Consider the following 26887-nt stretch of genomic DNA (forward strand, 5'->3'; position numbering starts at 1 on the left):
GCAATCAGAGGCTGAATTCAGCACCTCTGTCTGGGTTGATCGCGCGAATTCGCGGGAACCAACGACCGTCGGTCCTTATGCACTAGGCTCAACATCCAAACCAACAGCACGAAGTCAGGTTTCAAGATATTTCCAGCACTGATCCAAGCATATAGAACAGCGTTGCAAATCTCGGGGCGAAGCCGACTTGAATACAGCCGGCAGGCAAAGAGCGCTACGACGACGCAAAAGCCGGCCACACCATACTCGTAGATCAGCTTTGCCCAAGTTGGATCGTTGATTTCATACTTCAGTTGAAGAGCGGCAACCGTACGAAGATAACTTCCGCTCCCGTTTCCAAGCCAGATCGCAGCGCCGCCCTTCTCAACGCTCCGCTCCAGCATCTGAAGCGGAGCCACAAATCGCGCATAGCCGCTTGAGCCCCGGCTGTCGAGTTCTGATAAACGATCAAGCCACAAGCTCAATCCAGGAATCTCGGACCCGTACGCGAGCAACGCAAAAAGAACCACGAGTGCGGCTACGAAAAGCGGCGCTTTTCTGAGAGAGGTCGGCACGAGAAAGGCCACTATGACAATCAGGATACCCGAGCCGGAGATCGACGATAGCAGACCCCCGAGCAGGAGAACGATCAGAAACAACCTTCGCCTGGAATGATATTCAAGCAAGAAGCCAATTGCGGTCAGAATCGAAAGCGTCGCCGATTCTCTTAGGAAGAAGCCATTGGCCTTGACGATGCCGCCGCTCTCTCTGAAAAATGAGTAAGTGCCAGCTCCACGGATTTCGTCGGGCAAGATGAAAGCAATATTGGTCAAGCCCGAGGCCTTGAATATATTCACTGCCAGCAGCTGAAGAACGGCTATTGCGGCTATGACCGCTACTAGAAGAATGAATGTGGATTGAACGTATTTGCTGACACGCTCCATTTTCTCGCGGTGAGCGAGTCTGACAGAAAACGGAGCATAGAGGCAAAGGAGCAAAAAGAGCGAACTCCACGAGGTCGGCTCCGCTGAATAGACTATACGACTTGAGCCGACCGTCGCGATAGCCAGCCAAAGTACAGCAATCGAAACTTCCAGCGCCGCAAAGCCAGAACCCAGAAGATAGACACTTAACGCCAGATAGCAAAATAGATCGGTCGAGGCGGGAAAGTCGCCAATATTGATGGCAATCTGTGAGAGGAATAGCAGCGAAGCAACGGAGCACCAGATTGCGAACTTCGCGAGCCGGGTCAGTTCCGTCCCGGCTCGACCTTGCACGGATTGATATTGGCTCTCCCAAGGTGTCGAAGAGGCCTGAACTCTTGCTATCATTGCACGGCGCCAAGTTCGACAAGCAGTGGCTTAGTGTACTGAAAACCTGCCAGCTGTCTCAACTCCATTACCTCAAAAAGACGCGGCTCATCCGCTCTGTTCCCGCGGCCAACCCAAACCGTTGCGCCGCCAAGCTTTGAAGTTCAATTTGACTAGCGTTGAGAGCTTCCAGATCATCGATGTTGCGCACTATGAGGTCGCCAATCTCACTGAGATTCTCGGCCTCAAACATCGCTGAGCGCTCCTCTGGCGCCATGCCCGTCAGAGCGGGTCGTAAGCCAAAGATTGGCAAGCCGGCAAAGGCATAGTCGAGAATCTTCAATTTGAAACCTCCTCCCAAAACCTCGGCGACCAACCCGCCCCTACACTTGTCAAGGAGCGGCCGCACATCGGGCATGCGGCCATGGAAAGTCACAGAAGGATCCCCCTCATGTCTCGCTCGAATGGCTTCCGGCACCGCACCAACAACTTGAAGGCTGATTGTATTCCGCCGGAGAGTTGGGACAAGCCCGTCCAGTATCTGTTGCAAGTTTCGCTGCTTTGCAGCCCATTCGAAAGATCCCAGCAGCACCAGAGCTCGCGGACAGGTCTCAACAATAGTGCGGCGAGGGTTCACCGGACCGAGATGGACGGGGGGAATGACATGGATATTGCCGGAGAACCGACCAAAGTACGAAGCATCGTCGCTCGTAATACAAATCACTGCATCGGCAAGCTCTACAATCTTCCGCTCTAGCCGCCGATACTTCTCAGCATCCAGTCTCATGACGACTCGTCGAGCGAGGCCCTCGAACTCTTGCGCGATCAGCGGGCGAACCAAGCCCTCCGCGTTGTGCGCTATATAGCAGATCGGTACACGGCAATCCTCCAACATATCTAGAACGCCGGCCGAATTTGCGTGATCGATGACGATCCAGTCCCAAGTCCTGCCCAAGAGATTGCCTAGATCTTTCCGAACTTGCGCAGAGGCAAGCTGGTATGCGTCTCTGGGCAGTGAAGAGATGAGGCTTCCGAGACCCAACCCGGGTGTAGGTCGGACCATACTGCACGTTACCCCGGGCAGGCCAAACAGCTTATCGTCGCTTCTGTGACCATCTCGTTGGGTGCCGAAGACATGAACAGCCACTTGTCGGGAAGTGACAAGAGCCTCAAGTAGCCCGGCCGAATAGAGCGCGTCGCCACTGTAGAGTGGCGATGGGACACGTCCAGAAATCCAGAGAATTTGCTTCAAGAACAGCCCCTCACGAATGTGACCCCGCCCGGCCGCCTACTCCCGCAGCGAAGCACGCTGTGATTGCTCCTGAAGCAGACAAGTTCACTCAACTACGAAATGCCCCCCCGAGACGGCTCCGAACATTCGACCACCATTGCGTCCTCGAGAACCGTGCTTCGATTAATCTCCGCACCAACCAAGCAGGCAGTAGCGTTATACTGCATATCCAGGTCGCGTGTTTGAGGGCGACGCTCGGTCGAAAGTGACCACGACCTATCGCGATTATGCCCTTGGCCCACAGATCGAAGAGAGATCTGTTTCGATCGCTCTCATCCTCGCGCGATAACTTACGCGCCATGATCCGATAGTTCAGAAACACCAATTCGTTGTCGAGCAAGTCCCCGGTCGGCAGTTGATGTCCAAGACGATCTGCATGCTCCCGCAAAATGTCGAACTCCTGCTTGCGATACCTGATTCTAGATGCAAAATCCGGAATGAAAGCAACCTTGCCGCTGCTATTCTTTCGACTGTTATTACGTTGATGCACGCGGTACTGCCCTTGCGGATCTGAGATAGTGACAATCCTTCCGTAGAGCGGAGCGATGGTGTTGAGAACCCCATCCAAGGAGACCGGCGGGCTGACCGGCATCACTTGTTTCAGAAAATCGCGGGAGTATGCGTTTCCCGAAGTCACTGGCCAACGATACGTACCCGTTTCGTTGAACTCGCGAGCCAGCTCTACCTCTGTTATGGCCCTGCGGGAAAAGTCTGGCATACGCCTACCGAGGCGACGACCGCGCTCATCGACAACATCCAGGTCGAATTGAACCTTTACAACGCCAGAACGTAAGGCCTTTTCCACGCGCTCCACGGCCATTGGATAAAACGTATCGTCGGCGTCCAGGTACATAACAATTTGGCCGGTGGAGCTGGCATAACCGCTATTTGTGACGCTCCTTATACCTTGGTTGGATTGAAACACCGACTGAACGCGCTCTCCGTAGGAGCGAATGATGTCACGGGATGAATCGGTGGACCCGTCATCGATCACGATGATCTCGTCCGGCAGACGGGTCTGTGACAGCACGCTTTCGATGGCGTGCCCGACGTATTCCTCGTAATTATAGTTCGTTATGATAACGCTGATTGTTGGTCGAAGAGTCATTCGAATCCCTGGTCTCGCTGACAGCGCTGGAAGGAAAATCAGGAAATGGCCTCTGAGAGCTACCGTTCTATTGCTTCATTCAAAACCGCGGTCAGAATTCTGACGTCAATCTTAATTCTCATCTCGCTCGCGACGGGGTCGGCTACCGCAGGCGGCTGGAAGCTGGTATTTGCGGATGAGTTCAGCACCGACACCCTGGACAGGGACAAATGGGCCACTCGTTATATTTACGAAAATGAAACGTTGGATCACTTCAAGGACGAGGTTCAGCGCTATCGAGATAGTCACCTTCTCTCGGATGGCGTTCTGAGCTTGATCGCCAAGAAGGGAAGTTCGAGCCGCTTCGATTCTGGTATGATCCGGACATATCAAACCTTTTACTATGGATATTTCGAAGCCCGCGTTTTCCTGCCCAAAGGAAAGGGGATCTGGCCAGCCTTTTGGCTGCTAGGCGACTATGATCGGGACGGACGAACCTGGCACCCACCGGAAATCGATATCTTTGAATACGTCATAAACGAGCACGACGACAAAGATACGATGTTGCACTCAGGAGCTCAAGATAAGGCTCCAGCGAGCGTGTACACGTACGTTGACTCCTCCTTCGATGCCCGCCGCAATCAGATGCGTGTGGACGCTCCTCTGAACGCAGGATGGCACACCGCGGGCTTGGTTTGGGCCCCCGAGAGGATTTCGTTCTTTTGGGACGGACGACTGATTTATTCTCGCCCCTACCGTTGGCTACGTCCTGACGGCGTACTAGGTCCGCCAGCCCAGGTAATCTTGAATTTTGCAATAGGTGGTGCCGGATGGGCCGGCCGGCACGGGATCGACGAGTCCGCGTTCCCCCAGGCGTTCAAAATAGACTACGTTCACGTTTGCCAATTCACTCCCTCAAACGAAGGCTCCCGACTTTGTGGTGGAAGCGAAGCCACTCCTGATCCAGTTCAGTTTTCGTACGAAACTGAGCATAGCGATATGCCAAAGCCAACGTTTTTGCCTCCTCGAGCCACTCTTGCACGCTATTCGTTGGGGGCTACTCTCTTGTCTGACGAGGGCCCCACCGAGCTCGAAGTCCCCATTAGACTGCCGGACGATACATGGCGAGATGAGACGATCAACATCTTTCTGCTTGATGAGACCACCAATGCTCGTAGTACATTGTATGCGAAACAAGCGAGGCATCTTGGACAGCGTGGCGCGGATGGTACCAACACAATTCGCTTGTCACTTCCGGCACTTCCTCAACGGGGGGATTTCGCACTGTTGGCGGAAATATCGTCGAGCGGAAAGGAAACGCAAGGTTGGCACGTTCCGCTGGCCTGTGACACCGGGATTAAGCAACCGCTCAAGTTCAAGACCTGTCGCCTACTAAGCCTGCGGCGGCGATAACAAGCGCTATCGTTGCCTCATTGAATACTTAAACAGCTTTACGCCTGTCATCGTCCCTAGGATCACGTCGGACCTGGCATAGCTGGCAAGGGTTGTGTCCATACATCTGTCAGAACTCGCGTAGCATACAGTCACCTTCACCAGCCGAGGGCAGTTGTTTTTAATACTGACGACGTGATCAAAGACACTGGGTTGGGTTACATGCGCCCTCGCCGCTGCTTCAACATCCAAACAGGGTCTACCAAGCGCATCCCGTATTACTGTCGATCCTGATTGCTCAGCAGGTCCTTGAAAAGTCAATCTCGGCGGATTGTGTGAGGGCGTTTGCGCATACCCAACAGACGGAAACGACAGCAGCAGACCGACTGCAGCCGCCATCCATGATATGTCCATCGTCATTGACGCCATGTCCTCTCATCGATTTCAACCCCCGGAACACGGACCTTCAGTCCCTCTTTGGCTAACCGTCTTGCAAAAGACTCGCGTGGAACGACGTTTACAATTGCAATGCTGGCTAGCAGGCGCTCCCTTTGCATCCAACCCACGCCCATCAGGTTCAGTGCGGCGGCATCCGTAAATTCGCTATCCACCATGCCAGTAAACTCCGAGACCACTCTTTGTTGCGTGGTCCCGGTCAAATTCGAAAAGGTGGCGAGAGCCAGCGCGTTTCGTCGAAGCGCGATCCAACCCTCGATGGGACCAGTGGCGTAAGATTGGGAGAGATATTCAAGGGTCTTCTCATCAAAACCGCGATGAGCGGTATCCATGGAGTACAGCATCAGCCAAAGAAAGGAATCGGCTGGGTTGAACTCGAGTGAAGACCTAATCTTTGTATCTGCCATGGCTGCTTCGTGGTCGGCCTCCTCCGCGCTCATTCGCCCTGTTGCTTCTTCAGCAATCCGCAGCCGGATCAGTGCTTCCGCGCGTGCGACATCATTGCGCGCGATCGTTGGCCTAGCTTGAGCTTGCAGCATGGCCCCCATCCCATTCACCGCACCCGGCTTGAAGCGGTCACCAGCAAGTATGCGCGCTATTGGCTCCTTGGCTGGTACCGCCGCCCAAAACGCGGGCAGCGCTTCGAGGGGCCAGATGACCCCAATAATACCCAACAACAACAGCAAGGACCTCAGACACGCAAAAAAAGGCATTCTCGCACGACGTCTATCGAGGCAATAACGCAGCCCTTAGACCAGAGCAGCACGACCGCACCGGGCTCGTTATTCCACATACCCATAACGGGCATAATATTTTTGATAGTAATAGCGCCCATGATAGGACTCATAGCGTGATAGGAGCTTGGTATCGGCCTTGTTCAGCACTACGCCCAAAAGCTTGTCCTGGATCTCCGGCGCTCCACGCAAATTGTGCCGTACGACGTCGATCTTGGTCTTACCCCACTCCACGACGAATATGTACGAATCGACGAAGTGGGTAGTGACACGCACGTCCACCACGGGCGCCATCGGCGGCATGTCGAGTACCACGTAATCATACTTCGTACGCAGCGCCGCGACGAGATCGCGCATCGGCTTGGAGGCTAGAATCTCGTTGGTATGCAGGAGCCTCGAAGTTGCGCCGGCGGGTAAGATCGCGAGCTGGGTTTGAGGATCGACGGCGACGACATCCTCGAGTCGAGCCTTGTTCGCAACCACGTCGACTAGACCGGCCTGCGCGTCCGGGATCAAGGCGCGGGACAGCGAGGGGTTGCGCAGATCTGCATCGATCAGAATCACCCTCGCTCCACCATGGGCAATGAGCTGCGCAAGGTTGGTCGAAAGGGTGCTCTTGCCCTCGTTAGGCAGGGTCGAGGTCACCGCCAGCACGCGGTTGTCGCGCACGATGGAGTTTAAGTCTATGGCAACTTTCAGCGATCGCACCGCCTCCGAGAAGCGTGATAAAGGATTGTCGACGACAAAGCGCAGGAAGTCCGGCTGCGGATTGCTATTCCTCCGGCTGAGCTTGCCGCCTAATACTGGCGTCGACACGGCACTGCCGAGCGCCGGAACGATCGCCACGCAGTTGGCTCCCAGCTGCTCCTCGACTTGCGCGGTCGTACGGAACACGCTGTCAGCGTACTCGCGAGCCACGGCGACCCCGAAGCTCAGCATCAAGCCGGCAAGCAAGCTTGCCGCGAGAATGACCAGTGTCTTTGGAGCGCTCTTGACCAGCGGTGTAGTCGCCGCACTAATCACACGGGCCTCGGTGATCGGAAACGACTGCTGTTGTACGCTCTCCATGTAACGCTGGAGGAAATTATCATACATCGCCTGGTAGCTCTGCGCGCTGCTCTCGAGTTCGCGGAGTTGCACCTGTGCTTGGTTGGTAAGCTGCGACTCCGACACGACATTGGCGAGGCTGGACTTGATCGCCTCTTCGCGGGTCATCGCGATGTCGTAATCGCTCTTGTACGATTCCTGGATGCGCTTCAGCTCGTCGATGACATTCTTCTTGATCTCGGCCATCTGCCGACGCAGGTTGACCGCGGCAAGGTGCTCGGAGCCGTACTTCATTGACCAGATCGACTCTTTGGAGGCCATGTCGACATATTGCCCGCGCAGCTTGACGATGGTGTCGTTCTTCAGTGCATCGGCGACGTTGGCGTCCGGGATCTCCTGCTTGAGGATGTCGTTGATGCGGTCAAGCCGGGCCTTGGCCTCAGCAGTGGAGGCATGCGCCAGCACCAGCTGGCTATTGACCTCCGCGAGTTGCTGTTCATTCATCAGCCGCCCGCCGGTGTCGACGATATTGTTCGCAGTCTTGAAGTCCACCACCGCCCTCTGCGCGGCTGAGGCTTGTGTGCGCAACTCCTTGATGCGGTCCTGTAGCCAGACGCTTGCGCGGCGAGTCGCTTGATACTTAGCCTCGAGCTGGTCGACAATGTACGCGTCCGCGATCGCATTCGTAATTCGAGCGGCCTTTTGCGGATCGCGCGAGGTGAAGCCGATTTCCATCACATAGGTAACACCGATGCGCTTGATGTATCGGTTGCTCTCGAAACGCTGAAGGGCTTTACGCGTGAGCTCGAACTCAGAAGGGGCGAGGCCCGAGGAGAACAGGCTGGTCACCGAGCCGAGGATAACGCCGAGCAGGCCCGCACCGCTGCCCGCGAATTCGGGATCCTCCGTGAGATGAAGATCCCGGATCACACTCAGGCTGATGTTTTCGGATTTCAGGATTTCGACCTGGGTTTCCACCGTAGCCGAGTCGATGGCCACGTCGCCTAGCACCGACTGCTGCTGAAAGAGCTGGACCTTGCGGGTGTCAATCACCATCGAGGCGCTTGAGGTGAACAACGGCGCGGCGGTGAAGAGATAAAGCAGCGCCAGGATCACGCAGGCCGACACGATCGCAAGCATCGTCGGAAATTGACGGCGAACAATGTCGAGATATGAGGTCAGCGTGTGGGAAGAGTACCTGCTCAACTCAGCGAAATCGCGGTTGATCTCCGAGCCCGGCCTATTTACCTGCAGCATCAAGCAAATTCCTGAAGAAAAATCGATGGTTCTCAAGGGCCGGAAAGTCTGCCAACTACCCCGGAGGGGGCGGAACGAACCAGATCCTAAAGCCAACAAGTAGAGACTATCACATTGTCGCTTGCAGTTGAACGTGGTTGATATCGCGCGAAGCGCGACCGACGCAGCATCTGCCGTGAACCTTAACAGCGCAAAAGCAAAGCGGCGCCCAATGGCGCCGCTGCCGTCAATTCTCAAAGGGCCGGCCGCGAACCAGACCGGTCAGCGCGGGCTCACACTGTTCGTGGAGCTGCCGACGCCGCCATTGCCGGGGTTGGGTGCGTTGTTAGCGGTCGTGTTACTGCCGAACGTCGTGCCGCCCCCGCCGTTGCCACCGCTGGCCAAGCCGCTAGTGCCGGTTGGGCCGCCGGCGCCGGTGCCGCCGCCGCCCGCGCCGCCGGTCGCAGCTATCGCAACGTCGCCGGTCGCGGCCTGATAGGCAGCGATTACGTCGGGATTACCAGTGCCGGCGATAGCGGCCTGAATCTCGTTGCCATAGGCCTGGTCCTGCTGCGCCGCCATACGGGCGACCAGTGCGAGGCCTCCAACGATCGCGCGCATCTGATCCTTGGTGGTCGCGGGGTCCTTCAGCAGTGCGATCAGGCCCGGCAACGTAGTCGGATCGGAGGCGCCGAGGTCCCGTACGCGCGAGATAAGCTGCGGGCCGCCGGTCGCATATTGCTGCAACAGGCTAGTGGGGGATGCCTTGAAGTCGGAAATGACGGTGGCCGGCAGCTGGCGCTGCGGCGGGTAAATGGCGGCACTGGCGGCCGACGAAATCGTCGCGGCGAGGGCCGCGGCGGCAGCCACGCGAAGCGCAATCCTGATAACGCTCATAAATCAACCTCCAAAAAATCAGCTGCCCCGATTTGCTTCCTCGCCCGGGCAAATGGCCATGCAGTACAGGAACCTATCCGAAGAGAAAAGGGCTGTCCATTTATTCTAAATACTTCGTAAACGGTGCAACTGCTTCAAATCTAGACACTTTAATGAACCTGGGCATCGAGCGAGGCTGCGTCAGCAGTTATCGGACGGCCCTCGCTTCGCCGGCTAATGAAGTTGGCTTCCGCTGCCAGCCGGCCCTCCTTGCTGCGGAAGGATTGCGAAAGGCCCGCGCCAAAAAGCGCAAAGAATGGAATGCTGTAACCCGGCACCTGGAGTGTGAAGTCCAGACATGAGTGCAGCAGCGAGAGCGTAGCGGTCGCAGCCGCCGCCAGCGGGATGATGGCATCGCGACGGCGCCTGAACACGCCCTTCGCCAGCACGAGCAGCATGATGGCCCAGGCGAGCGCCACCAGCAGAGCCATGGGAATGCCTACCTCGGAGACAAGCTCCAGCGGCGTCGAATGCGCGGCATCCCAGACCCCGCGAATCGAGATGTTAGGACTTCGATACGGCGGAAAGGCCCATTGGAAGGTGCCCATGCCGGTGCCGAACCAGGGGTTGTCGCCGATGATCCGCAGCGTCGATTTCCAGGCCTCGATGCGGCCTTCGTCGACCAAGCCCTGGCTGTCGAACCGGCTGGAGACGCGGCTACCGAGCAGTTGAAGCAGCCCCAACGCAACCGCAAGGCCCGAGCCGAGCGAGATCCAGACGCCGGTGCGCGGCGGCAGATCCTTCCTGAGAAAGAGCGTGAACGCGACGATCATCGCGAGCAGCGACAGGCCGACGCCGGCGCGCGAGGTCGTCATGAACATCGCCATCAGGCAGATCAGCAGGCAGCCAAGCTGCGGCAGGATCTCTTTTGGCGGGATCGTGCGCAAGTCGAGCGACAGACGTCGCCACTCGATGTGCCGCTCAGGGAGCCGGCGGCGGACATCCTCCAGGATCAGCAGCGTCCAGATCACCGCGCAGGAGCCGAAATAGGCCGCCGCCGTGTTGCGGTTGATGAAGGTGCCGGTGACGCTGCCGAGATAGGCCGTCTTGTCCCGCCACAGAATCATGGTGGGCTCGATCAGGAACGAGAGCACGCCGTAGAGGGCGTATACCGCACCGGAGATCGCGATCACCCACAGTAGGCGGCGGGCGCGGTCGCGGTTCGCTCCGACGGTGATGCCGAGAACGATGGCGAGGATGTTGGCGAGCGGCGCGCCGAGCGCAAAGAACGCCTCGTTCTTCACGATGGAAGCCGAAGGAGCGACCGGCACGCCCAGCAGATCCGAGGCCTGCTTCCAGATCGGCTGGAATGGCGCAATCCAGGGATGGTCGGAGAGCTGCTCATGCAGCACGAACGCGTAGGCCGCAACGATCACCCCGAGGCCGGCGAGCAGCCAAAGATGCGGCCGACGCAGATCGCGCGTCGGCGCGAAGATCACCGCTACCCCGAGGCACAGGCACCAGAATGCGATCGACAGATCATTGGTCGAGCCGAACGGAAACGGCGCGCCGGCTACCACAAAGAGCAGGATGAAGGTCGCGGGCAGGCTCCATGACCAACGAATCCTGAACCAGCTCATATTGGGAGGCCAAAGGCGCATCGTGCTTTCTTAAGGCGAGCTTTGCTTTAGGCTTAGAGGAAGCAATCGATCGGATAGATCTTCAGATCCACATTGAGGCGGCTGTTCCGGGTCTGCGCCCGGAACGCCAAGAATACTCCAAAGCTATCACTGCCCGGATCGAGTTTTATTCCAGGGGTTAATTCGTCGGGCGGGACCAGGACGCCGATGTGCCGGTTGATAGCCGAAATCTCGATCCGCCCCTCCCCCTCGCCGAAATGCCCGCCGAGTTGCGTCACCGTGACTTTGGGCAGGCCGCGGCGCTGATGACAGACCTCCTCCTCCCATAGCTTGGTCTGCTGGACCAGCGGCTTTCCCGCACCATCGGGGACAACGATATCCGGGAAGGACGGGCGCAGCATTCCGAAGAACTTGCTCTCCTTGGAGTTCGCCGAAAGCCGGACTGTGAACGACAGCTCGCCCTTGGCGCCCTTGAGGCGTGACAAGACAGGAGCGTCGGGCTCCGCGGAGACCATCACGTCGATGCGGTGGCGAACGCCTAGCTCTGCAGCAGCGCCGAGAGCCTGCCCGAGCGGTGCAAGCCCGAAGCCGACGGGGACGAGAGCCAAAAGACGGCAAAGTGTCCGTAAGCGCATGAAGCCCCTTGCAACAGTGCGGGGTGCCCGATGACCGGCGCGCTGCCCAGTGGCGCCTTGATCTTTCCCGAACTCGTAGCCGCAGCAGAACCGCTTCGATCTAAACGAAGATGGCACCGGGACAAAGCCCCGGTGCCATCGGTTTCGCTGGATCAAGTTGGTGTCTTACGGCGCCAGCTTGACGTTGTTGCGGAAGATCAGGGCGTCGTTGGAGAGGTTCACGGCATCGCTGCCGGTGGCCATGATCACGCGCAGGAACTGCAGGAATTTCGTAACTTCGACGTTGCGGGAGTTCGAGACGTAGATCACGTCGCCGTTCTTCATCATGACCTTGGTGGTAAGGAAGAAGCCACCGGGATCGCGGAGGTTCACGTTGAAGATGACCGGAACGGTCTCGGAAGTGTACTTGCTCACGTCGATACCGAGCTGGGCCGCAACCTCGCGCGGCTCGCGGCGATACATGTACACGGCGGCCGGATCGGCTTGGCCATCGAGAAGACCACCGGCCTTGCCCATGGCTTCGCCGAGGTTGATGCGCCAGGCATCGAAGTTGAACTCGCCGCTCTGGCCGCTGGCGCCGAACGCCAGGAACTTCTGCTGCTCGCGATAGACGTAGATGCTGTCGTCGGGGCGAACATAGACGTTGTTCTCGGGCGCCATCACGAGATTTTCGAACGGCACGGTGGCCCGCCGTCCGCCACGCTCCAGCATGACCCAGGTCTCGAAGCCCTGGCCCTTGATGCCGCCCGCGCGGGTGATCGCATCGAGCACGCGATCCTTGGCGCCCGCCGCGCTGGCGGGATAACGCGCCGGCGAATTGACCTCGCCGAGCACGCTGATGAGCTGGGTGCGTTGCGAGGACATCGCCACGACCGCCTGCGGCTCGATCGCACGGTTGCCGATCTTGTCGACGATCGCGCGCTGAATTTGGACCGCCGTAAGCCCCGCAGCCTTGATCTGGCCGGCATAGGGCACGGTGATGAAGCCGTCATTGTCGACCGACTGATCGGGGATCGTCACATAGTTACCCGGACGGACGCCGGCTTCCGCCGGGATGAACAGACCGCCTGCCGCGGCTTCGAAGATGGTGACGCTGACGACGTCGCCGATGCCGAATACGATGCTGGCCGGCGGCCGCCGATCAGTGAACACGCCGGCGAGCCCTTTGGGCTCATGGGTGTGCAGGATCTTCACCGTCGCGGGATTGAGTGGCACCAGCTCGTAGGCCGGAGCGTTTTCAGTCTGAATCTTGTTGTTGACGTCGTCCGTCAGCGGTCCCGAGCCGGGATTGGTCGAGCACGCTCCGAGCGCCAAAGCGGCGGCCAGCAACGCTGGCTTCAACATATAGGTCTTGGCAATAGATGACATGAATCGCGCCCGAGGCTCCCCAAGTGACGTAAATTGGTACGGCCTAGGGGGTGGTGCGACAAGTGTTCCCGGTGGTTAACGGTGCGATCGGTCGGCTACTGTGGCGCCCGGGCCACTCTTTGGGGCTTGGTTTAACCCTTTGTGACTATTTGTTGTATTTCGTGTGCTCCGTTGGCGCGCAAACCGCCCAAGCCGAGGACTCAGTGTGTCGAGCGTGAGGCTTCTTGACCTCGCCGCCCTCTGCTAAGGCTGGAACCATTAAGATAGGATTCCCCGTGTCTGGCCTCCTTTTGATCACGCTGCTGGCAGGTTCGCTCCTTGGCGGCGTGGATCTCCCCTCGCAATGGACGAGCCCCTGCCCGGACAACACAACGTGTCGCGGGAGGCCTATCGTTGAAGCCGCCAACCCCGCCCCCTCCTCCGTCTGGAAGTTCAGCCGCACGCAAGGGGGTAAGGACGGCGAAAGCTTCGCGGCCATCACGAAGACCGCGGATACCACCCAATCCGACCCGGACTTTGCCGGCCTCATCGTTCGCTGCGCGCCGAAGGGCAAGGTTGACGTGCTGGTGGCCCTGATCAGGCCCTTTCCGCCGCGGAGCCACCCCAAGGTCACCATCGCCGCGAGCGGCGGTGGCACCCTGACCTTTGACGCCAGCATGGCGGCCGCAGGCGCCGCGGTGCTGCTGCCCGACGAGGTCTCGGCCTTTGCCGCCGGCAAGTGGCAGTCAACGGCCTCGCTGTCGGTGGTGGTCAGGGAAAGCGACAGCGAGATCAAGGGCGTGGTGGCCCTGAACGGCTTGCGTGAGGCCTATCATTCGCTGCTGGCAAATTGCAGCCAATAGGCCAAATTTAGCCATACAGATTAAGGGTCTTTTTAGGGTGGGGAACCTAGGGTCCGAAGCACGGAGAGTGTTTCGGATGACCGCGTTTTTGATTTTCAGCTTTTTGGTAGGTGCCGTGCTGGGCCAACGCTTTCGCGTCCTGGTCCTGCTGCCGTTGACCTTCGTCATGGTGCTCGCCGCCATCCCGGTCGGCTTGGTGCTCGATCTCACCGTGCTCGAGAGCCTGAAAGGCGTGGCACTCGCGGCCATCGCCCTCCAGGGCGGCTATCTGTTCGGCTCGGCCGCGCGATTTGGCCTTGCCGCCGCACGTGCCGCCCGCGTCTTCGGCCGTCCGATCAAGGCCACCCGCTGATCGCGCGCCGATCAACGCTGCGACGAGCCCGCGCGCAAACGGCCCGAGGTTTAAACGTTGGACCGAGGCAGGCCTCTGTTTGAAAACCACCCGCCCGCTTGTATGGTGACCTGACCGTTTCAGGATTCCCTTCGAGCGCGCCGTTTGTCCCTCGCTTATTTTGCCCTCATCGTTTCCATCGTCTCCGCTTCCACTCTCGAAATCGCCGGCGCCAAGTTCGGTGCGCAGCTCGGGATGATGGCCGCCGCGCTTAGCCTGCTGGCGGCCACCGCGAGCGCGCGAAAAGCCGATTACGACCACTATGTTCGCGCGACCTCCTGGGGCCGCTGGATCCCGATCGCCCTTCCGCTGTTCATCGCGGCTCAGCTCGTCCCGCTTCCGCTAAGCGCTGCCCATCCGATCTGGGCCAGCACGCGCGATGCCATAGGTGGCCTGCCGTTCGGACCGATCACGGCCGATATCGGCTTGACCGTCAGCGCGCTGCTGCTGGCGCTTGCGGCGATCTCGTTGCTCGGCGTCACCATCCTGGTGGTCCGCAATCGCAGCCGGGCCGAGCTGGTTCTCTTTGTGCTGAGCGGCGTAACCGCGGTCTCCGCCTTGATGCTGGACCTGCATCGGCTGTCGCCGGCGCTTGCTGGAGCCGCGCCCTCAGATTTCACGACGACTTTGGCCGGCCTCGGTCTCATGCTCAATCTGGCGGTGATGCAGTTCGCGGCCGAACGGGCCGAGACGCATCATTCGATGCTTCGCTCGGTGGCGATCGGTCTTTGCGGACTCATGGGCGCGCTGGCAAGCGCGCTTGCGGTGTTCGGCCTGTCGGGCACGAACAGCGCGATCGCCGCGGCCTTTGGCATTGTGCTGATCCTGCTGATCCTCGTCATTCGCAGGCTCGATCTATCGCCATTGGCAGCGGGCGCCTTGTCGGCCGCCGCCTTGATCGGCGCGGCGATCGTGCTGTCCTTCCTGTTCGAAAAAGGCACCGGACCGGTCCTCTTGCGGCTCGTCCCGGATATGGGGGCTGAAACGCGGGCCGCGCTGGAGCGGATGTTGACCGACACGCGCTGGTTCGGCGCGGGCGCCGGGACCTTTGCTGCGGTGGGCCGGATCTATCAGAGCGATGTCGGAGCCGCTTTGACGGCGCCGTCGACCGCGACGGCGGTCTTTGCGGGCATGGGATGGATTGGCCTGGCGGCCGCGCTGGCGGTGAGTTCGATCGTTCTGGTACGCCTGTTCTTCGGCGCCTTGCAGCGCGGACGCGACTCGTTCTTCCCTGCGGCCGCCGCGGCCTGTGTTTTGTTTGCGCTGATTCAGAGCTTGGCCGGGCCCGGGCTGCTGCGCCCGGCGGCCATCCTGTGCCTTTCGGTGATCGTGGGACTGGGGCTGTCGCAGAGCATCAGCCAATCTGGATCACGATAGAGCGCCGGTGATCAGACCGCGCGATCGCCGAGGGAGGCCCAGTAGTTCGGGTTCTTGGGCGACTGAATGCGGACCCAGCGATAGGGCTTCTTCGACCACGGCAGAATGTGGCCGGAGAGATTGTCCAGCACGAGATCGCCGGCGAAGGTGCGCACCACAACCACGAGATGATGCTCGCCCCAGGTGGTCACGACCTCGCTGAGCAGCACCGAGCGCGCCGGAAAGCCCTTGGCGATCAGTTCGTGGCGTTTTGTCACAGCGTAATCGTTGCAGTCGCCGCTGGTCGGATGCAGCAGCCACTTCTCGCCGCGCAGCCCTTCCAGATTGGCCTCGGGACGGATGGCGGTATTGACCTGCTGGTTGACCTCTTGCATCTGCGCCAGCCGCTCCGCGGTAAGCTTCAGGCGCCCGCCCCTGAACACGATGTGCTGGGGCCGCGGCTTGCACTCGTCCTTGTACTTCAGGCAAAACAGCGTGAATGCCATTGGCGCCAGCGTCGGCTGGTCGAACTTGATGTACTGGATGGCCCCGCGCAGCCCCAAGGGCGCACCGACGAATGCGGCTTCAGCGCGCTGCTGCACCCCTGCAGCAACGACGATGGCGGCCACGGCCGTCAGGAACTTTACAACTTTGCGCATGTCGCGCTCCCCGTTTTTGTTGGGGAGACGCTACGCGAGATGTCTTGAAATACGGCTCAAAGGCCGCGCGATCCTTTAATCAAAATGCGGGGGCCCTGGTCGGAAACAATTAAGAATACCGATGTGTGACTTGTTCTGCTAAGAGCCATCGCGACGTTCCGCTCGCGACGCTGGAAGCGATTCGACCGACCTGATGGGCCTTTCCTCACGCTTTCGAAAGAAGACCAAGCCTCGGCTTCCCGACGGCGTTCGCGTCTATGCCATCGGCGACGTGCACGGCCGCGCCGATCTGCTTCAATCGCTGTTAACCGTCATCGACGTCGATCTGGCCCGCTCGGCCCCCGAACGGGCCATCCAGGTCTTTCTCGGCGACTATGTCGACCGCGGCCCGGACTCGCGCGGCGTGCTTGATCTGTTGATCGAACGCTCGAAAACACACGAGACGGTTTGCCTCAAGGGCAACCACGAGATCTTCCTGCTCGAGGTCCTCAAGGACCCCGCCCGCCTGCAGGAGTGGCGCCACTATGGCGGCCTGCTGACGCTGGTCTCCTACGGCATCACGCCGACCATGAATCCGTCCGCGGAGCAGCAGGTCGAGCTGATCGAAGGATTGCAGCGCGCGCTGCCGCCCGAGCACTTGGCTTTCCTCCAGCAATTGCCCTCGTCCTTTACTTGCGGGGACTTCTTCTTCGTCCATGCCGGCGTCAAGCCCGGCGTGCCGCTCGAGCGCCAGAAGGATGAGGACCTGCTCTGGATCCGCGAGGAATTCCTCGCGTCGGAGGAGCGCTTCGGCAAATATATCGTCCACGGTCACACGCCGGTCAGCGCGCCCGATATTCGCCCGAACCGCATCAACATCGACACGGGCGCCTATGCGACCGGAAACTTGACGCTGCTGACCATCCAAGGTGATAGTCTGCTCGCAATTTAAGAGCCCGGCCGTCCTATCGGTCCCGTCTTCGGTTCGCCCTCACAGGACTCGTCGATTTCACCATGAACCGCATGTTCCTGCTTCGCGTCATCGGCATCTGCACTGCGTTCGTGCTGCTGCTTCACGCCGGCATAACGTTCTTTGGCGATCTCGTACGGCCGAACTTTCGCGCGAGCGACTTGTTCTCGGGTGAGATTCCGCCCGAGAAGGCCAAGCTGGCGGCCGGCGGCGTCTTGGCATCAATTTCGCTGGATGGCGACCTGCTCGCGAACTACGCGGCGGCAATGGCGGCTGACGTTCTTCACCGTCCTTCAACCGATGCGGCCGGACGGACCGGCGAGAACAAGGCCGCCCAAAGCGCCGTCGTCGCTGCCTTGAAGGTCTCACCAATCAGGCCCGCGCTCTGGCACACGCTCGGCACGCTGCAGGCCCAGGCCGGCGAAGCGGCAACGCCTGCGGTGAAGATGTCCTACTTGACGGGATCGGTGCCGATCGACGTCGCCTTGGCTCGCGTCCGGACCGTGACCTCGGGCGCGGCTGCAACGGACGAGGAGATCAAGCTGCTGGCGCAATCCGACATCCGCTCGGCGCTTGCCAATCGCTCGCGTTACGAGCCGCTGCTGATCGCGGCCTATGTGCAGGCAACGCCGCAAGGCAAGGCGCTGCTGCTCGACACCACGAAAGTGACCGATCCCAAATTCAACGAGATCTTGCGGCGTTACTGAATTTCAGCGCACCGATTTCGGGTTGACCGGCACGAAGTCCTGATCGCGACGCGGTTGGTCGGATCGCCCCTGATAGACGAACATGCCCTTCTTGGTCGTGACGATATCGCCTCGCTGCAGGCTATCGTCGCGGAGAAGGCGTTCGGTCGCGACAAGGTCCGGATCTTCCGGAATCGGCTTGTAGAGCTCGGGATGCTCCCGCCGCTCGCGCGAAGCTTCCTTGGCGCGGCGCCGAGCGTCCTCGATCCGCTGCCGCCATTCGTCGCGCGTTACTTCTGGCTCGCTTGGTGGAAGATAGTCGCTGAGCGAGGGCTCCGGATCGGCCTGAGCAAGACAGAAGCAAGGGTAGGCGAGACCAAGGCCGAGGGCAGCGGCAAGGGAAACGACAGCTCGAGACAGCGTCCCCAACCGCCTTCCGTCATCTAGCGAATGGTCACGTCGAGCGGTTCGCACGCTGATAACTCCAAAGACAGAGCATAAGGACAACCATTGGCCGGAAACTCCTTATGCCCGGCTCATCAATCTATACCTTTGCCAATTGCAAGAAAGCGAATTCGCAGGCAAGCTTTGCGCTTTAGCTTGCAACCTCGTCTGGCACGAAGTTGACGAGCACCTGGCGAGCCCGAGGAGTCGAAGACCTCGTTAGCTCGCTGATATTCTCTTCGGGAATTGCGCGTGGAGCTGCCGTCGCATGCCTCAAAAACCCTTGTTGCTGCTAGCTGCCTGCATCGCAGCTTCCGCTGCGCTAGTCATGGCGGCTCACGCCAGTCCGCTCTGCATCAAGGAACGGACGCCGTTCGAACTGTCGGGAGACACAGTGACGTGGACGCTGACCATCCAGCCTGGATCCGACTGCATCCAGGGCCTGCGTTGGTCGTACATGCAGATCTTCAAGGTATCGGTCGTGAGCGGACCATCAAGGGGACAATTGACCGTGGTCGGGTCCGGCTTCCGCTATCTGGCAGCAGCCGACAAGCAAGGTCCCGATAAATTCACCCTTCTGATCTCGGGTAAAAAGCTTCACGGTGCAGGGACATCGACCCTAGAGGTCGAGGTCAATCCTCAATAGCTCGCCGAGACGCCGCTCTCTTAGGGGACAGGAGCGTTCCGTTATTTACCGAAAATCGGGCACGGCGGCCGAACGGCTGATGTTCGCGATGTTCTCTTAGGCCAGCCGGCGGCACACCTACCGCCTACTTGAGGCACTGCCCCGGGTTCTGTTTCCGTAATAGGGTATAGCTCGCCCGCCGCGGGTCAGGGGCGCCTGGATCCGGCTCGGGTAATTCGGCGTGGCCGTGCTGCCCGACGGCTGCGACGGATTGACAATGATCACGTTGCGGTTGGGCGTCGAAGGGTCGTTGACGCCCTGGGCCCAGGCAGCGGCGGGCACAAGCAACGCAATGGCGATCAGAACTGGTCGTTTCATACGATATCTCCCAAGCATGAACGTCAGGGAGGCGATCACCGTTCCTTCACGCTTCGTTGGGTCGCAGCCTCAGCGGGGAACGGCAACCAGCTTGCCATCGCGCCAGACGCCTTGAGCCGACTTTCCAGCAGGCAGCCTGCCCGAGAGGTTCCGAACGGCGGTCGGCCGCGAGGCCGTCTGATTGGTTTGCGCCTTCTTCGTCGGCGTGGTGATGATGCTGGAGCTCGTGGTGTTGGCCTGATCCTTGATCCCTTGTGCAACGGCAGGCGAAGCCAGGAACGTCAAAACCGAAAGGACTGCTAGAACGCCGCGCATGGCCGAACACCAGAATGAGGAGCTTGGCGAAATGTCACAGGTTTTCCTCTAAAAGCAAGCACCTTCGAAACACCGCGGGGCTTTGCCAGGCCCGGCAATGACAGGGGAAGCTGCCTCGGTGGAGACGTTTCAAGCGGAAAGACCTAGCGAAATAGCCCTAACCGGGCTACTTGATCGGCCTTGATGACCGACTCCGGTGAAATTGCGGCCAACGCTCCTTCGACGCAACAGATCAAAGCCGGGTTTATCCGTCTCCTGTCGAGCCGAATCCGCGCCGTATCCGACGATCCCCGGCAGATGCGGGAGATCGTTTATGAGCTGGCGCGCGTCAAGCTTCTGGAGCAATTCACCCACGCCGAGGCGCGGGAATCCCGGGAGCTTCAGCAGGTCCTCGAAAGTGCCATCAAGGAGGTCGAGCGTTCCTTCGAGCGCAGTGATGCGTCGGAACCGCAAAATGTTGTACCCCCGCCGATCCCGGCCCCCGCTCCGGTTTCGGCTTCGCCGCCTGCTGCGAAGGACGCGGGAGCACCGCGCCGTCCCGTGGTTTCGCCGCGATCGCCGGATCAAACTAAACGCAGCGGCGCCTTCACCTTTCTGGTTCGACTGGCCGGCATTCTCCTGCTCATGGCCGGCGCCAGCACCACGGTGATCTATTGGCCGCGTTTGAGGACCCAAGTGTCCGCACTGTCGCAATTGGTGCTGCCATCCGAGCGCGCGCCGGGCAACCCCGAGCCCCGGCCGGCCACCGCCCCGCCCCCGTCGGAGAGCGTGAGTGTCGAACGATCGCCCGACAGCGCAAAGGAGCCGGCGCCACCTGCACATCCCTCCATGCCTTTGCCGACGACCTTCGGCGTCTACGCGCTGAACGAGGGGCAGCTCCAGGAACTGAAGCCGGTCCCCGGAAAGATTCCAGACCGCCGCGTTGCGATCTCGGCGGCCATCAACACGCCGAGTGCAACGACCCTGACAAGCGGAGATGTCAACTTCATCGTGTTCAGACCGGACGGAAGCATTGAGGCAAGCGTGACCGAGGTTCGAGTCGTCGCGAGGGTGTCCCGGTCAATGGGCGTCGATGCCTCCGGCAAGGCCGCCATAGTCAACGCGGGCGATTCCTGGGTCATTCGCAGCATGTCCTACCCCTACAAAGTGGGGCCGGTCGAGGATCAGCAGAGGATGCTGTTGCTGCAACCGGAACAGGACGGCTTCACGCTGTCGCCGGGCCGCTACATTGTCGTCGTCAAAGGCATCGGCTACGATTTCACCGTGGCAGGGACGATCACCGATCCCAACCAATGCGTCGAACGTATCAACGCGGCAAACGGCGCGTTCTATTCTCCCTGCCCGCCGCCGCGTTAGATCGACGGCCGCTACTTACTGGGCTTGCTGTCCTTGGCCGCCTCCGCCGGCGCGTCGTCGACCTTACCGTTGTTCGCGACGCATTTTTGGAAGTATGCGCGCTGATCCTTGGCCGTTCCCTTGGCGCTCCCCGCCGCCGGGTTGCCGATTTGCCTGGGCGGAAACGCCTTGGCCACCGCCGCTTCGCATGCGCGCGCCACTTCGGCGGTGATGGCCGACGCCGTCGCCGGCGCAGCCAACGTCAACACGCATGCCAATCCAACCAACCTTCGCATATTCCTGACCGGCACCTTGCTGCTCCCTCGAAGCGTGAATGCTTGCCGGGACCATAGCAAAAAGGATCGACGCGCCAAACCGCAAAGCGGCGCTGAATTGTCACGCGGTGTGGCCTGGGCGTCTCGAAGGATGGCCGAGCGCGCGGCAAGAGCTCCAATACTAGCTGTTGAGCTGCGGCGGCTTGAAATTCGGAAAACGCGTGAGCATTGCGGTCTTGACGAACTTCAGGTGCCCGATGCTGCTCGCCAATTCCTTGAGCCGGCGCTGGCCATTGGAGATATCAGCCGCAAAGAGATCCTGGTGATGATTGTCGAGCGCCTCTCGCTCGAGATACTCGTCGGTACCGTTTCCGAAGGTGACGGATGCGCGCGCAACTGCGTCATCGACACGCCGGTTGAGGCCGGCCTGCTCCCTCTCCGCTTCCTGCAATGCCGTTTCGATCGCCGCCAGGACGGCACCGATCCGCGTGCGATCGGTCTCCGCATCACGCTCCGCGGAGCGGGCCTTAAAACCTTTGTCCTCGCGCCGGGAGCCGAGAAGATTATGCGCGCGTGCTCTCAGGAATAGCTGAAACATGTGGGCCATCCCCATTTTCGAGATCTAAGCCGCTACCATCGGTCAGGCATAGTTAACAAAGCCTAAATCCTGCGTCCGCCCCGCCTGGCTTTGTGCGATCCGGCCCGCCAGGCTCCTTCGTGCTTGGAATAGAGCTCCAGCCACCGAACGTCGTCAACCGCGGCCGCTCTCGTGCCTGCGCGGGTTTCGGCCACGATTTGCACCGTCTCCTTCGAGGCAAGATCCAGCGCCTCGAATTCCGCCGTCTCCTCCAGCGAAAGGCCTATCAGAACACGATGCCCTTGCGCGTCAACAAAATATCTGCGCGGCGCGTTCTGCCGTTGATCAATCATTTGAATGACCCTCGCTCATGATCCAGGGACCTGGAAGATCTCTCAGATGCCGGCCATAGCTACAAACAAACGCAATCAAAATAAGAGCGCAAGTCGTCGCGCCCAGCAACGCAATCAGCCACGTCATCTACGCCTACCCGCACGCCCTCCGGAAATAGAGGGCCCGAACTCGCAATGAACTGATCCGTCTTAGGTTGCCTTGCCTGGGCGCTCAAGGACGGCGGCAGATTAACCTAACCGCACATGGTTATTTCGACTCCGCCACGACGACCATTCACCCGGGTCAGCACGCGCGCGGCCCCGCGGTTACGATGGCCGCTGGGTGCGACCGGCTTCCATCGAAGCGGGGGTATAGGGTGCATAGAGACGATATCGTGCCGATCGCTTCCGCGAGCGCCACGCCCGTACGGCATAGCCGCAGCCAAAACCCGCTGCGAAAATCGAAATCAAAACCAAAGCAGCTAACATTGGAATATTCCCACGTTTGCCGGAACGCTCCTCCCGCGCTCATTTTCATCTTTTCGTTGTGTCGACTTCAAGTTCGTCACCGCTGAAACTTTTGTCAGACGAAGATGAAGTTTGTGCAACGTGATGCTCGAAGATTGGTCGGCACGCGAGGACACAGAGCGCGGAGAAGAGGCTCCAGTTCTTTTTACCAGAACTCGCCACGCCGACACCATGAACCCTCGTTCATCTTGGTGCTTCAAACGTCGACCGGCACGGATGAGACCGCCGTGGGAGGGCGCGCATCGGATTCGCCAGCGAAACACCGTGGTTATACGGAGCGTCGCGCATCGATTTCATCGCAGTAAGGTTGAGCAGTTAGCTTAATCCGCGTTGTTTGTTGCGAAGTCTCACCGATCGCATATCCATCTCGCACCGGGCTCCCCCAAGCCCGGCCCCACCCAAGCAAAGCCGTCGAGCGAACATGGGTCGCTTGGCGGCTTTGTCGTTGTGTCGACAAGAGGATGATTTCGGTTATGGCGCGCAAGCCCTGGTCGTTCAAAGAAGACCGCCGGCTCATGGAGCTGGCCAAGTCTTCGGCTTCGCTGGAAGAGGCCGCGAAAGTTCTCGGACGCTCGCCTGATGCGATCAAGCGCATGGCCTTGCGGCTTGGTCTTTCGCTGAAGCCGAAGACGGGCAAAAAGAGCTAGCCTCGGAAAGGCGACGGTGCTCGCCTTGAGCCCCGCAGCACGACCTCCCGCGTGCGGTGAATGACGACCGACCTCACTGTCGGGGCCAGCAGGTCACTGCAAAAGGCTCAGAGGTCACGACTCCGCAGATGCGGACGTCAGCCTACAGTCTTTCGAAACAGACATTCTTTCGAAGTAATCATGGCTTTGCCTCGCCGGGACGGAACCAGACCCACGTTCGGGTGTTAGTTCGAATCTCACAGCGAGGTCTGGCAGTGCTCCACTTTGCCATTTCCGCGGTTTTGGTTTGGCTGGCGATCAACATCGCCTTCGTGGTGCTTCGGCTGCGGGCCGCCCGTGATCCCGCAGCGCCCCACACCGACAGGTTAGGCAGAGCTTATCCAGAGGCCGTCTCCCCGCGCCCCCGATGAGCGCGACCAAGCTGACCTGACCTAGTTGCGCGTCTTCTTCTGGGACCCCATCCCAGGGCTCGTTCCATAGTTGGGTGTCCCCGTCCCCTTGAAGGCTCCGCCCATGCTGTCCGAACCGGAATTCGTGGCCGTGCCGCTGCGGGAGGTGGGCTGAGTGCCCGATGGCTGGTCTTTGGTTCCCTGCGCCCAAGCCGCGGAGCTTCCGACGACGAACGACAGGAGGAGGAGGCTTAACGTCCTGATCATACTGCTCAACTTTCCATGCTCGGGCCGCACGACCATCAGTCAGGCAACCCCTGGGTAGCCCTTCCGGACCGGTCCGCTCGTTAAACCCTATCTTAGCCCCCGCTGGCTAGAATCAATTCCCAAAATCAGTTCCGAGATCAGTCACCAAGCCTCTCCTGAATTTCGCCTGGACCGGATGAGATTACAGCGGCCGAACCTCTCGTTTGCGGCGCTCGTTGTTGCGAGCACGATGGCGTTCGGGCTGGCGGGCCATTTTGCGGCAGACGGCGTCATTCGCCACCAGCAGGCGCACCAGCTGAACGAGCTGACCGAGGTCGTTCTGCGCCGCTCCGAATTTGCGGTCGATTTCGCCGCGGCCAGCCTCGACGAACTCGCCAAGCGTGATCTTGCTAGCTGCGCGCCGGCAGCGTTGCAAGCCATCCGGCTCCACGTCTACCAGCGCTCGGCGATCAAGGACGTCCGTCTCGTCAACCCGGACGGATCGGTGATCTGCTCGGCCTATTCCGAGACGCTCGAGTTCGACAAGGGATGGGCGGATCGGCGCGACATGCTGCCCTCACACGACAAGAGGCTCTCGCTGTTCCGCGTGGAGCAGTTCGGCGGCGACGCATTGGGCGTGCTCAGGGACGTCAATCGCAGTTCCGCGCTGGTCGCCATCGTCGGCATCAACGCCGGCCTGTTCGATCTCATGCCCGCCGAGCTGCGCGCGCACAGCGAGGTGATCCTCGCCTTGAGCAATGGCGAGAAGCTCGGCGAATTCCGGCTCGATGCCGACAGGCCCCTGCCAGGGCCGATCAGCTTCGACAGGCATTCCACGCGCTTCCCGCTTCACGCCACGATCCGGCTCGAGCACGCCGTGCTTTCGAGCTGGAACAGCGAGGCGTATTGGCCGGCGCTCGCAGTCGCTCTTGGGCTTGGCGCACTGTTCGGCATCCTGCTGGCACGCAGCCGCCGGATGGAAGGGCCGGTCGCCGATCTCGATCGCGGCCTCGCAGCCGGCGAATTCAAGCCGTACTACCAACCCATCTTCGAGCTCAGGACGGGCCAGATCACCGGCTGCGAGATTCTGGCGCGCTGGGTTCGTCGGGACGGCTCGGTGGTACCGCCGATGAACTTCATTCCGCTGGCCGAATCCAGCGGGCGCATCCAGGTGATGACCTGGCAGATCCTGAAATCGGCGCTCGCCGACCTGCAGGGCGTGCTGAAGGCGGACAAGACCTTCAAGATGTCCGTGAATGTCGTGCCCAAACACCTGCTGAGTGCCGGCTTCGTCGAGACGCTGCGTCGCACGGTCCTGGCAGCGAGAATCTCCGCACGCCAGATCGTGGTCGAGGTCACCGAACGCGACGAGCTCGACGATCTCGCGCACGCCGCGACCGTCGTGGCCGAGTTACGCGACCACGGCTTCCGCGTCGCAATCGACGACGTCGGCGTGGGTCACAGCGGTCTGTCGCGACTGAAGGGACTCGGCGCCAACACGATCAAGATCGACAAGTTCTTCGTCGACACCATCACCGTGGATGCATCGACCACGACGATCGTCGAGATGTTGGTCGCGCTCGCCAAGGACTTCCGCATGACGGTCGTCGCCGAAGGAATCGAGACCGAGGAGCAGCGCCGCGCCCTGATCGCCTCCGGCGTCGAGGAAGGGCAGGGCTATCTCGTCGCCGCACCGCTGCCCTTTGCGAAATTCAGCGAGCTCGTCGATTCACGCCGCCACTCCGCATCCGCAGCGCAGGCGGGCGACGTCCTGGTGGCCTGACCATCTTCGCCGGACCGCCTCCCGGCCGGCGATAACGGCCAGGTTTTAGGCAGCCCGCGCCGCCCGAAGAGCGACGAGGCGCTTTAACGATGTTCTCGTCTTTCGAAGCGGAATGGCCCTCGAGCGGTTATGGTAGGCCATGCGTCGAAATCACCTCATCGCAGCCGCGGGAATCTGCCTCGCCCTCATCGCCTATGCCACCCTGGCAAGGCTGGCGGGGCGGCCGGCGCTGATGGGGCATCACGAGGCTTACTGGATCGTCGTCATCGAGCGCTTCAGCGCCTATGGCCTGTTGGGCTTCCTGCTCGCTTTCCTGTTGCCCGGCCGGCTCGCTTTGGCCTGCTCGCTCGTCATCGCAGTCGCAATGGGGCTGGAAGTCCTGCAAACGCTGACCCCCGATCGTGATCCGGGTTTCCTGGACGTGCTGCAAAAGGCGGCAGGAGGCACCGTCGGTGTCATCCTCGCCCAGACGATCCTGGCCTTCTTGCCTCGGCCGCCAGCCTGAAGCCCACGGCGCTGACACATTCTTCAGCGCCACGGCGACATCCCCCTACTTCATCATCTGCCCGCGCAATTCGCCGCCTGGGTTCGCGGCCGTATGGATGTTCGCGTACCATTTGCCGGCCAATAGATCCGCCGCCTGGGCATCCGTGAGCGTGGCGCTGCCCTGGATAGGACTCTGGACCGTCTTGAAGGGCAAAGCGATGCCGGCGTTCTTGCCCGCATCACTGGGGCCATGAAAATGTGCGCCCATCGCCGGACCAGTCAGATTGGCAAACGTAATCGTATAGGTCAGCACTTTGGTCTGGGTGTCGAACGCGGCCTCCGCCTTGCCTGAACCGGACGAGCCGTTCGGAGGCACTTCATTGCTGCCCTTGAGGTCGGCCTGCAGCTTGACGACCTCCGCACGTGACGGCGCGGTTGTGACGATCAGCAGCCCACCGAACATCACCGTTCCCAACAGCGTCACGCCGACCCGATACTTGGCTTTCCTCATGGCATTCTCCTACAGGCTCTACGGCCCGATGCGGTTGAAACCCCGGCCCCGGCTCGAAATTCCGGAGACGAGTCTATGCCTG

26 protein-coding genes are annotated in these 26887 nt (G+C 60.3%); 11 read left to right on the plus strand and 15 right to left on the minus strand.

Annotation, left to right across the window (positions count from 1 at the left end; all coding sequences use genetic code 11):
• Positions 1–17 precede the first annotated feature (17 nt).
• The 3 genes from GGD61_RS22125 to GGD61_RS22135 all read right to left on the minus strand — a co-directional run bounded on the left by GGD61_RS22125 (position 18) and on the right by GGD61_RS22135 (position 3688).
• The gene (locus GGD61_RS22125; RefSeq protein WP_183231136.1) at positions 18–1256 is read right to left on the minus strand and encodes a hypothetical protein; all 1239 of its coding nucleotides are present in this window, start codon (positions 1254–1256) and stop codon (positions 18–20) included.
• Positions 1257–1377: 121 nt separating this feature from the next.
• The gene (locus tag GGD61_RS41660; protein ID WP_409362467.1) at positions 1378–2076 is read right to left on the minus strand and encodes a glycosyltransferase; all 699 of its coding nucleotides are present in this window, start codon (positions 2074–2076) and stop codon (positions 1378–1380) included.
• 553 nt (positions 2077–2629) lie between these two features.
• Positions 2630–3688, minus strand: coding sequence for a glycosyltransferase (locus GGD61_RS22135; RefSeq protein WP_183231138.1), 1059 nt, complete (start codon positions 3686–3688; stop codon positions 2630–2632).
• Positions 3689–3733: 45 nt separating this feature from the next.
• On the opposite strand from GGD61_RS22135, the gene GGD61_RS22140 reads away from it, so the two are divergent.
• The gene (locus tag GGD61_RS22140; protein ID WP_183231139.1) at positions 3734–5080 is read left to right on the plus strand and encodes a family 16 glycosylhydrolase; all 1347 of its coding nucleotides are present in this window, start codon (positions 3734–3736) and stop codon (positions 5078–5080) included.
• 395 nt (positions 5081–5475) lie between these two features.
• Here GGD61_RS22140 and GGD61_RS22145 read toward each other — a convergent pair whose 3' ends face one another.
• The 6 genes from GGD61_RS22145 to GGD61_RS22170 all read right to left on the minus strand — a co-directional run bounded on the left by GGD61_RS22145 (position 5476) and on the right by GGD61_RS22170 (position 13051).
• Positions 5476–6201, minus strand: coding sequence for a hypothetical protein (locus tag GGD61_RS22145; protein WP_183231140.1), 726 nt, complete (start codon positions 6199–6201; stop codon positions 5476–5478).
• 96 nt (positions 6202–6297) lie between these two features.
• The gene (locus GGD61_RS22150) at positions 6298–8553 is read right to left on the minus strand and encodes a polysaccharide biosynthesis tyrosine autokinase (RefSeq protein WP_183231141.1); all 2256 of its coding nucleotides are present in this window, start codon (positions 8551–8553) and stop codon (positions 6298–6300) included.
• Positions 8554–8814: 261 nt separating this feature from the next.
• A complete protein-coding gene (locus GGD61_RS22155; protein WP_095424373.1) occupies positions 8815–9429 on the minus strand; it encodes a hypothetical protein in 615 nt (204 codons plus the stop codon).
• A 149-nt stretch (positions 9430–9578) separates the two neighbouring features.
• Positions 9579–11069 carry an O-antigen ligase gene (locus tag GGD61_RS22160; RefSeq protein WP_246785976.1) on the minus strand — a complete coding sequence of 497 codons (1491 nt, stop codon included), beginning with the start codon at positions 11067–11069 and terminating at the stop codon, positions 9579–9581.
• 32 nt (positions 11070–11101) lie between these two features.
• The gene (locus GGD61_RS22165; RefSeq protein ID WP_244550787.1) at positions 11102–11839 is read right to left on the minus strand and encodes a hypothetical protein; all 738 of its coding nucleotides are present in this window, start codon (positions 11837–11839) and stop codon (positions 11102–11104) included.
• A 9-nt stretch (positions 11840–11848) separates the two neighbouring features.
• Positions 11849–13051, minus strand: coding sequence for a polysaccharide biosynthesis/export family protein (locus GGD61_RS22170; protein WP_092261666.1), 1203 nt, complete (start codon positions 13049–13051; stop codon positions 11849–11851).
• Between the two features lie 275 nt (positions 13052–13326).
• Between GGD61_RS22170 and GGD61_RS22175 the strand changes: the two genes are divergently transcribed.
• The 3 genes from GGD61_RS22175 (at position 13327) to GGD61_RS22185 (ending at position 15661) form a co-directional block, all read left to right on the plus strand.
• Positions 13327–13893 (plus strand): hypothetical protein, encoded by a 567-nt coding sequence (locus GGD61_RS22175; protein WP_312012691.1) that lies wholly within the window; start codon positions 13327–13329, stop codon positions 13891–13893.
• A gap of 76 nt (positions 13894–13969) precedes the next feature.
• Positions 13970–14245 (plus strand): hypothetical protein, encoded by a 276-nt coding sequence (locus GGD61_RS22180; RefSeq protein WP_018317070.1) that lies wholly within the window; start codon positions 13970–13972, stop codon positions 14243–14245.
• A gap of 234 nt (positions 14246–14479) precedes the next feature.
• A complete protein-coding gene (locus tag GGD61_RS22185) occupies positions 14480–15661 on the plus strand; it encodes a hypothetical protein (RefSeq protein ID WP_244550788.1) in 1182 nt (393 codons plus the stop codon).
• An 11-nt stretch (positions 15662–15672) separates the two neighbouring features.
• On the opposite strand, the gene GGD61_RS22190 is transcribed toward GGD61_RS22185, so the two are convergent.
• Positions 15673–16299 (minus strand): transglutaminase-like cysteine peptidase, encoded by a 627-nt coding sequence (locus GGD61_RS22190; protein ID WP_018317068.1) that lies wholly within the window; start codon positions 16297–16299, stop codon positions 15673–15675.
• Between the two features lie 193 nt (positions 16300–16492).
• On the opposite strand from GGD61_RS22190, the gene GGD61_RS22195 reads away from it, so the two are divergent.
• Positions 16493–17230 carry a metallophosphoesterase family protein gene (locus tag GGD61_RS22195; RefSeq protein ID WP_018317067.1) on the plus strand — a complete coding sequence of 246 codons (738 nt, stop codon included), beginning with the start codon at positions 16493–16495 and terminating at the stop codon, positions 17228–17230.
• Between the two features lie 62 nt (positions 17231–17292).
• Entirely contained in the window at positions 17293–17955 is a 663-nt protein-coding gene (locus GGD61_RS22200) for a hypothetical protein (RefSeq protein ID WP_018317066.1), read from the plus strand.
• Between the two features lie 3 nt (positions 17956–17958).
• On the opposite strand, the gene GGD61_RS22205 is transcribed toward GGD61_RS22200, so the two are convergent.
• Positions 17959–18363, minus strand: coding sequence for a hypothetical protein (locus tag GGD61_RS22205; protein ID WP_018317065.1), 405 nt, complete (start codon positions 18361–18363; stop codon positions 17959–17961).
• Positions 18364–18646: 283 nt separating this feature from the next.
• Here GGD61_RS22205 and GGD61_RS22210 point away from each other — a divergent pair, with 283 nt between their 5' ends.
• The gene (locus GGD61_RS22210) at positions 18647–19024 is read left to right on the plus strand and encodes an Ig-like domain-containing protein (RefSeq protein ID WP_018317064.1); all 378 of its coding nucleotides are present in this window, start codon (positions 18647–18649) and stop codon (positions 19022–19024) included.
• Between the two features lie 426 nt (positions 19025–19450).
• Here GGD61_RS22210 and GGD61_RS22215 read toward each other — a convergent pair whose 3' ends face one another.
• Positions 19451–19696 (minus strand): hypothetical protein, encoded by a 246-nt coding sequence (locus GGD61_RS22215; protein ID WP_018317063.1) that lies wholly within the window; start codon positions 19694–19696, stop codon positions 19451–19453.
• A gap of 183 nt (positions 19697–19879) precedes the next feature.
• Between GGD61_RS22215 and GGD61_RS22220 the strand changes: the two genes are divergently transcribed.
• A complete protein-coding gene (locus GGD61_RS22220) occupies positions 19880–21052 on the plus strand; it encodes a hypothetical protein (RefSeq protein WP_183231142.1) in 1173 nt (390 codons plus the stop codon).
• 11 nt (positions 21053–21063) lie between these two features.
• Here GGD61_RS22220 and GGD61_RS22225 read toward each other — a convergent pair whose 3' ends face one another.
• Positions 21064–21300: a hypothetical protein gene (locus GGD61_RS22225; protein ID WP_244550789.1), complete on the minus strand. Its 237-nt coding sequence runs from the start codon at positions 21298–21300 to the stop codon at positions 21064–21066.
• Between the two features lie 187 nt (positions 21301–21487).
• Complete coding sequence (locus GGD61_RS40565; RefSeq protein WP_026201779.1) at positions 21488–21904, minus strand: hypothetical protein; 417 nt, start codon at positions 21902–21904, stop codon at positions 21488–21490.
• Between the two features lie 1312 nt (positions 21905–23216).
• On the opposite strand from GGD61_RS40565, the gene GGD61_RS22235 reads away from it, so the two are divergent.
• The 3 genes from GGD61_RS22235 to GGD61_RS22245 all read left to right on the plus strand — a co-directional run bounded on the left by GGD61_RS22235 (position 23217) and on the right by GGD61_RS22245 (position 26313).
• Positions 23217–23390, plus strand: a complete 174-nt coding sequence (locus GGD61_RS22235) for a hypothetical protein (protein ID WP_018317058.1) — start codon at positions 23217–23219, stop codon at positions 23388–23390.
• Between the two features lie 831 nt (positions 23391–24221).
• On the plus strand, positions 24222–25808 hold the full coding sequence (locus GGD61_RS22240; RefSeq protein WP_183231143.1) for an EAL domain-containing protein: 1587 nt from the start codon (positions 24222–24224) through the stop codon (positions 25806–25808).
• A gap of 139 nt (positions 25809–25947) precedes the next feature.
• Complete coding sequence (locus tag GGD61_RS22245) at positions 25948–26313, plus strand: antibiotic resistance protein VanZ (RefSeq protein WP_018317055.1); 366 nt, start codon at positions 25948–25950, stop codon at positions 26311–26313.
• Between the two features lie 45 nt (positions 26314–26358).
• Here GGD61_RS22245 and GGD61_RS22250 read toward each other — a convergent pair whose 3' ends face one another.
• Entirely contained in the window at positions 26359–26805 is a 447-nt protein-coding gene (locus GGD61_RS22250) for a CHRD domain-containing protein (protein WP_246785977.1), read from the minus strand.
• Positions 26806–26887 lie beyond the last annotated feature (82 nt).

The organism is Bradyrhizobium sp. SBR1B (assembly GCF_014198205.1).
GTDB lineage: Bacteria > Pseudomonadota > Alphaproteobacteria > Rhizobiales > Xanthobacteraceae > Bradyrhizobium.

Excerpts from the sequence above, each read along its gene's own strand:
- GGD61_RS41660 (WP_409362467.1), bottom strand. The coding sequence starts at position 2,076 with ATGAGACTGGATGCTGAGAAGTATCGGCGGCTAGAGCGGAAGATTGTA.
- GGD61_RS22135 (WP_183231138.1), bottom strand. The coding sequence starts at position 3,688 with ATGACTCTTCGACCAACAATCAGCGTTATCATAACGAACTATAATTAC.
- GGD61_RS22140 (WP_183231139.1), top strand. The coding sequence starts at position 3,734 with ATGGCCTCTGAGAGCTACCGTTCTATTGCTTCATTCAAAACCGCGGTC.
- GGD61_RS22150 (WP_183231141.1), bottom strand. The coding sequence starts at position 8,553 with ATGCTGCAGGTAAATAGGCCGGGCTCGGAGATCAACCGCGATTTCGCT.
- GGD61_RS22155 (WP_095424373.1), bottom strand. The coding sequence starts at position 9,429 with ATGAGCGTTATCAGGATTGCGCTTCGCGTGGCTGCCGCCGCGGCCCTC.
- GGD61_RS22160 (WP_246785976.1), bottom strand. The coding sequence starts at position 11,069 with ATGCGCCTTTGGCCTCCCAATATGAGCTGGTTCAGGATTCGTTGGTCA.
- GGD61_RS22170 (WP_092261666.1), bottom strand. The coding sequence starts at position 13,051 with ATGTCATCTATTGCCAAGACCTATATGTTGAAGCCAGCGTTGCTGGCC.
- GGD61_RS22180 (WP_018317070.1), top strand. The coding sequence starts at position 13,970 with ATGACCGCGTTTTTGATTTTCAGCTTTTTGGTAGGTGCCGTGCTGGGC.
- GGD61_RS22185 (WP_244550788.1), top strand. The coding sequence starts at position 14,480 with ATGATGGCCGCCGCGCTTAGCCTGCTGGCGGCCACCGCGAGCGCGCGA.
- GGD61_RS22190 (WP_018317068.1), bottom strand. The coding sequence starts at position 16,299 with ATGCGCAAAGTTGTAAAGTTCCTGACGGCCGTGGCCGCCATCGTCGTT.
- GGD61_RS22195 (WP_018317067.1), top strand. The coding sequence starts at position 16,493 with ATGGGCCTTTCCTCACGCTTTCGAAAGAAGACCAAGCCTCGGCTTCCC.
- GGD61_RS22200 (WP_018317066.1), top strand. The coding sequence starts at position 17,293 with ATGAACCGCATGTTCCTGCTTCGCGTCATCGGCATCTGCACTGCGTTC.
- GGD61_RS22210 (WP_018317064.1), top strand. The coding sequence starts at position 18,647 with ATGCCTCAAAAACCCTTGTTGCTGCTAGCTGCCTGCATCGCAGCTTCC.
- GGD61_RS22215 (WP_018317063.1), bottom strand. The coding sequence starts at position 19,696 with ATGCGCGGCGTTCTAGCAGTCCTTTCGGTTTTGACGTTCCTGGCTTCG.
- GGD61_RS22220 (WP_183231142.1), top strand. The coding sequence starts at position 19,880 with ATGACCGACTCCGGTGAAATTGCGGCCAACGCTCCTTCGACGCAACAG.
- GGD61_RS40565 (WP_026201779.1), bottom strand. The coding sequence starts at position 21,904 with ATGTTTCAGCTATTCCTGAGAGCACGCGCGCATAATCTTCTCGGCTCC.
- GGD61_RS22235 (WP_018317058.1), top strand. The coding sequence starts at position 23,217 with ATGGCGCGCAAGCCCTGGTCGTTCAAAGAAGACCGCCGGCTCATGGAG.
- GGD61_RS22240 (WP_183231143.1), top strand. The coding sequence starts at position 24,222 with ATGAGATTACAGCGGCCGAACCTCTCGTTTGCGGCGCTCGTTGTTGCG.
- GGD61_RS22245 (WP_018317055.1), top strand. The coding sequence starts at position 25,948 with ATGCGTCGAAATCACCTCATCGCAGCCGCGGGAATCTGCCTCGCCCTC.
- GGD61_RS22250 (WP_246785977.1), bottom strand. The coding sequence starts at position 26,805 with ATGAGGAAAGCCAAGTATCGGGTCGGCGTGACGCTGTTGGGAACGGTG.